Below are 5941 nucleotides of genomic sequence, written 5' to 3'. Positions count from 1 at the left end.
ATTTATAGTAAATACCCCTATTTACGTGAACACTTTCCTTTTACACCAGATTGTGTTTTTCTAGCTTGTAATATAATGAGCGAAGAGAAATACTTAACTTTTTAGCTGCTTGTGACTTATTGCCATCGCAAATTTTAAGCGCTTGGGCGAGTACTCTTTTCTCCATTTCATCCATTTGGTCCGCAAGTGGAGCAATCGAATCTTCATCCTCCCCTTGTGACAACTGGAGCATCGATTTTGGTAAATGCTGTTCATCTACTAATCGTTCATTCGATTGAAGAAAAATCATTGAGCGGCTAATAATATTCTCTAACTCTCTGACATTACCTGGCCAATCGTAAAGACATAGCATCTCAAGAGCTTCCTCTGAGAATCCTTCAATATTTCTCCCAAATTCTTGGTTAAGTTTAACCAGCAATCGTTCTGCAAGAAGCGGAATATCCTTTTTCCTTTGACGTAAAGAAGGTATATGAATTGGCATTCTATTTAACTGAAAATAGAAATCCTCCCTAAAGGTGCCATCTCTCATTGCCTTCTCCAAGTTAAGACTACTTGCAGCAATGATACGAACATCAACCTGCTTCGGGGTTGTGGCCCCGATAGGTATGATAATATTATCTCGCAAAACCTGTAGGAGCTTAGCTTGAGTTTTCTTCGTTAACTCACCAACTTCATCTAAGAAAACCGTGCCCTTATATGCTTCTTCTAATTTACCAGGATATTTGATACCATCTTCCTCATATCCAAATAATTCACGTTCTAAAAGATGTTCTTCTAAAGAACTGCAATTAACTCGGATAAAGGGATAGCTTGAACGCCCACTTTCACCATGAATGGCGTGGGCAAACAAATCCTTTCCTGCACCGACCTCTCCCCTTAAAAGGACGGTAATTGGAACGTTAGCTGCTAGTTTAGCTTGTTCTATTGCTAAATTAACCTCATCTGAAGTCCCAACTATGTCTTCAAATGAATAAGTTGATTCTAGTGTTCTAATAATAGTTCTTGCTCGATCTAATTCCTTCATTAAACCTCGCATTTCAGTCATATCGTGAATAACGCCGACACTACCCTTTAACTGGTTATTCACAATAATCGGAGCTACGTTAACAATAACGTCCTTTTCTTGTTTTCCAACTCGAAGATTTACACCTCTGATAGGTTTTTTAGATTGAAGGACCTTTAAATGTATACTTTCTCCCTCCGAAATGTCGGCGGTAGCCGGCTTTCCTATTACCTCTTCTTCACTAAATCCAGTGATACGAGAATAAGCGGGATTAATCAGTATACCTTTTCCTTCTTCATCCACTACCGAAATTGCATCATCACTTGAATAAATGATAGCCTCGAGCATTTTTTGAATTTCCGTAAGGTTAGTAACTTCCTCTGCAAGACGAACGACCTCAGAGATATCCTTAAAAACCGCAAAAGCACCAATTCTTTTTCCTTCTTCGTTTACCATCGGATATCTAGAAGTGACTATTTTGGTACCGCTTTCAAGAGTAAGTTCTTTGTGAAGCTCAATCTTGCCAGTTTCAAATATTCTCGGTAATTCACTTAAAGAGATCACATCTGCTACATGCTTACCTAGAGCTTCCTCCACAAGAATTGAGGTCATTCTTTCGGCACTCTTATTGAAAAAGTTAACAATACCTTGGCTATTAATGCCAATCATTCCTTCTTCAATGGAATTAAAAATGAGTTCCTGTAATGCTTTTTTCTGATCAATAATTTGAATATATTTGTTTTTCTCTTCTATTAATGTAACGATTAAGTTGGCTATCTCGCCAGGTATCAGTACAGCTGTAGCAGGCCTATTTTGAAGTAATTCATAGAAAACTTCCTTTCGACCAGTCACATCAATAATGATTTGAATATCATTGCTTAACAAGTTTTTCCATTCCGAATAGGTTGGTATATTTTGTTGTTTAGCGTAGATCATTCCAGGAGCCTCATCATTAATATCAACAATAGCAGTAACCTGAAGGTAATCTGCCTGCTCTATTAACTTGAGAAGTGCATATCCACCGTTACCAGCACCTACAATGAGTATGTTTTGCAAAAATATGCACACCCCCACTTTTTTTCTGCAACTTATTGCATTTCTTCTATATCATACCGTAACTTTCTGACATTGACAATCCTAAACTTGGATGTAAAATTAAAATAGTAGAGAACAGGAGTGAAAAAAGTGGCTCGTTTATTGGCTTTAATCGTATTATTAATACCTGGAATTTTAGCTGCATTTGGAATCAAACTGATGAGAGATACATTTTTTGGTCTACAAATACTTCCACTCGGTGGATTGGCGATACAGTTTATTTGTGGTCTACTATTTACAGTTTTAGGTTTAGGATTCTTCGCAGGATTTCTACTCAATAGAGATAGAAAAAATGGAAAAGTAGCACCTCGATTTCAAAAGAAAAAAGATACTGACTTATAATTAGTGCACTCAAATAATCAGATCAATGTCCACAGTTTGTCTTTGTCCATTGATGAAGTATCAAATAGAAAAGAACAAAAAAAAAGACATTTTCTGTCCAAAATGAACAGAGAGTGTCTTTTTTTGCTTAAAGAGCTCACATTTGGTGATTCACCCTTATTCGTATAGTATTACGAGCTTCAATACTCATTTTAGCAAAGTTATTTATCTTTTCGTCCGATTTTGCTGTTCTATTACTTTCCTTGGATAATCCGTGATCCAACCTATAACTGACTCATGAGGATTTTTCAAATATTTCTCGGTACCCTTAATGTTATAAAAACGCATGGGAAATCCAGCATCCCAAATCTTGTTCATTAAATCCGTTCCGTAAAACTTTTTGTTAAGATGTATTGCCTCATAGTTACGGTTAGACAATATCTGATCCCAACTAGAACTCTTTTTACCAATGAAAGCTGTTTTTGTTTTTATAGGCATTCTTTGAATAACTTCTAGAATACTTTCTTCAAAGGAAGAATAATGCACATCCTTAATAAATTCGGTCTTATAGACTACCTCTTCAATTTTTTCGGTTTTGCCAAGAAAGGATTCCTTGAACTCCACGTTAAGCTTCATATTTGTTTGCTTAAAAAAAATGAGAAAATCATCTAAGCTCAACACCCTTGAATATAAAAACCTACGCACAACCGTTTTCCCCAGCTTTAGCTTAAGAATTTCCTCCGCCGCCATATCAGTGATTCTTTTATTGAGACCAGCTAGTCTAAAAAAGTCTATATCATGGGTCACAAAAGCAATTCCATCTGCTGAAAGCTGTAGGTCCATTTCAATACCATCTACACCTATTTTACTTGCAGCTTCAAAAGACTTTAAAGAATTCTCTACATACTTTGTCGCTCCACCTCTATGCGCATATACAGGTATATTAGACATTTAACTCCCCATTTTCTAACTTAAATTTTCCTTTTGTAGTACTTGCTACGAAGGTAGATTTATTACCTATTTGTATATAGGTACCCGGATTAGCTTCTTTTGTAACATTAACATGATAGTCTGTATTACTTCTTAGCATTCTTAAAATTCGTTGGATTTCCTTATCAGCTTCTTGCATTTCTTGCTGTAGGAGATTATATTTTTGTTTAACCTGCTCATACATTCCATTTTGTTGCGTTGTCATTTTGCCTTTGAACTGACCTAGCTGACTGATTTGATAGTTTAATTTAGTCGATTCTTCTTGATGCTGTACTATTTTTTCTGCTAGCATCTTTGCATTTTCAGTTAAAATTTTTCGATCGATCCCCTGTACAATTAACTCTGTCTTCCTTTCCATACTATTACTACTATATGCAGTAGTAATCGAATGAACAGCCACAGCTTTTCCACCAATAATCTTCCCTTTACGTTCGTCCAAGATAATTTCATTGGCAAACATAGTAACACCAAGGGCATAGAAACCGATATGTATATTTTCCTTTGCGTCTAATGTACATTCATTTGCATGTTTAAGATATATATTATTATGAGCTTCCACCTTTGTTATTCCCCGTCCGAAAATGCCTCCTTTTATAAAGACATCTCCTTCAGCAGACTTGATCAATTCAGCTGAATTAACTCCATCTTTCCCTTCAATAGACACATCTCCAGAAGCAATTACTGAATAGCCAGCCATTACAGTGCCTTTCACTTGAATTGATCCATCGAATTTCAAATTTCCTGTTTCTATACCGACATCTCCGTCAACTACCAAATGCTTTAATACAGAGAGAACCCCATTTACTTCTCCAATTACACCTTTTGTTTTCGAGCGAAGTACAATTTTTCCTCCCTCCTCTATTTCGTAGGCTGTCTTGGGATCATATTTAAGGGTGATATCGTCTCCAGGAGCTGCTTTAACAGTTTCCCCATATACATTCGTCCCATCCACCCCTTCTTTAGCGGGTATTTTCTCTCCTAACCATGAGCCCTCATGGATTTCTTTTAAAAAATTCATATCAAAATAATCTGCTTTACCATCTTCATTAATAACCGGTTTTTTTTCAGCCTGCGCTAAATAGCTTACTTGTGCATCTAAACCTTTCTGAGGTGGTGTACCTTGAGCTATAATAAACGGTTTTCCGGGCTTTAAAGACAATATATCTATGTTTTTTTTGCCATATGTAATATTATTTTTTTCTAATGCAATATGTATTTGAGATTGTACTTCTATTATATTTTCCTCAATATAGCTTGTTGATTCATTAACGGTTATAAGTGCCTGCATATAGTCTAAGCTAACATCTAACTCAACCAAATCAATCCAATTTCCAATTTCGATTGGTTCCGTAGACTTAGCCGATAGAGCTTTTTTTAATGTCATAAAGCTTGTAATTTTAAAGCGAGGATTTTTTCGAGGATATTCTTCAAATTTTTTCAAACTGTCTCCTTCTCTTTTGGTAAAAAGAAAAACCTTACCATCCTTTACAGACAAGGTTATGTGATCATTATCTTCTATTATCAAGTTTCTCACCCATTCCATATTATCTTAACTACTTACTTCATGTATTTTGAAATGACTCCTTTATATTTGAAATCTAAATTCACACACAAAAATACTTACTTTCAAAACTTCTGAGTCTTAATGACTATTCGAAGAACAAATCATTGTACTTATTTAATATATATGAATAAGTCGGATAATACCATGAATTTTCTGGAAATTAGTTAGTTAATCTCATTTTATCATAGTAATAAAATTCATTCATAAATCTTTTTCATTTTGGGAAAACAAAAATTACCTTTTTCTACGAAAATAAGCATAAAATAAAGGCACTATTTACTGGTAATCAGTATCAGTTATAAGAGTATTCTAACCCTTTCAGCTACCCATGTTCTCCATGCGAATTTTATCTGCGATTATCACGATGAATTCATTATTAGTAGATTTAGATAAGAGACTTGAACTCCTACGGATATTTTCATATTTTTGATTATATGAGATATACAGAGGGATAGATTAAAAACACAACTGCAGGGAAATTTCAATCTACTTATGCTATGTAACCAAATAATTTAATGGAAAAAAATACAGGTTATATATAAGAAATCTTTCCAATGGGGTGGCACCAAGTATGATTATGTTATCCTAACAATGTACCCTAGACCTTAATTAACCTAAAATATTGAAGACGAGAGGAAGAATCCCAATGTCACTAACTCCAATTGAAAAAGCTAAAAAGATATTACGAGGGATTGAAGAAGGTAATTATTTATTTGATATGAACGGCCAATGGAGATACGAATATTATGACGATTACTTTAAATATTTTAATCATCTTGATCCCGAATTACGTAAGCGTTCTCTTCTTATCTTTTTGTCTGCTCTTGGAGATACGTGGATGGGATCAGCCCACCTCTTCGCCCCACTTAAAGAAAGAGAAAAAGATGGATATGCTGATAGGTCTGAAATTTTTCTTTTCGAGGATTACATTAAATCATTCTTAGAAAATAGAGAAAGTATTAAAAAAG

At 34.9% G+C, this 5941-nt stretch carries 4 protein-coding genes and 1 pseudogene; 2 read left to right on the top strand and 3 right to left on the bottom strand.

Features of this window, described 5'->3' with window-relative positions; genetic code table 11:
• Positions 1 to 40 precede the first annotated feature (40 nt).
• A complete protein-coding gene (locus tag AC06OU_RS03795; protein WP_475854082.1) occupies positions 41 to 2059 on the bottom strand; it encodes a sigma-54 interaction domain-containing protein in 2019 nt (672 codons plus the stop codon).
• Positions 2060 to 2188: 129 nt separating this feature from the next.
• Between AC06OU_RS03795 and AC06OU_RS03790 the strand changes: the two genes are divergently transcribed.
• Entirely contained in the window at positions 2189 to 2440 is a 252-nt protein-coding gene (locus AC06OU_RS03790) for a DUF2627 domain-containing protein (protein ID WP_475854080.1), read from the top strand.
• Positions 2441 to 2644: 204 nt separating this feature from the next.
• Here the strand turns inward: AC06OU_RS03790 and AC06OU_RS03785 are convergent, their stop codons facing one another.
• Entirely contained in the window at positions 2645 to 3370 is a 726-nt protein-coding gene (locus AC06OU_RS03785) for a glycerophosphodiester phosphodiesterase (protein ID WP_475854078.1), read from the bottom strand.
• A complete protein-coding gene (locus tag AC06OU_RS03780) occupies positions 3363 to 4850 on the bottom strand; it encodes a DUF342 domain-containing protein (RefSeq protein WP_475854076.1) in 1488 nt (495 codons plus the stop codon). The genes AC06OU_RS03785 and AC06OU_RS03780 overlap by 8 nt, the downstream gene beginning before the upstream one ends.
• A 769-nt stretch (positions 4851 to 5619) precedes the next feature.
• Here AC06OU_RS03780 and AC06OU_RS03775 point away from each other — a divergent pair.
• Positions 5620 to 5941: pseudogene (locus AC06OU_RS03775) on the top strand (hypothetical protein); the annotation flags it as partial.

Source organism: Psychrobacillus sp. (genome assembly GCF_056205495.1).
The sequence above is the reverse complement of the archived record's forward strand: the minus strand, read 5'-3'. Positions and strand labels throughout refer to the sequence as shown.

Excerpts from the sequence above, each read along its gene's own strand:
- AC06OU_RS03785 (WP_475854078.1), bottom strand. The coding sequence starts at position 3,370 with ATGTCTAATATACCTGTATATGCGCATAGAGGTGGAGCGACAAAGTAT.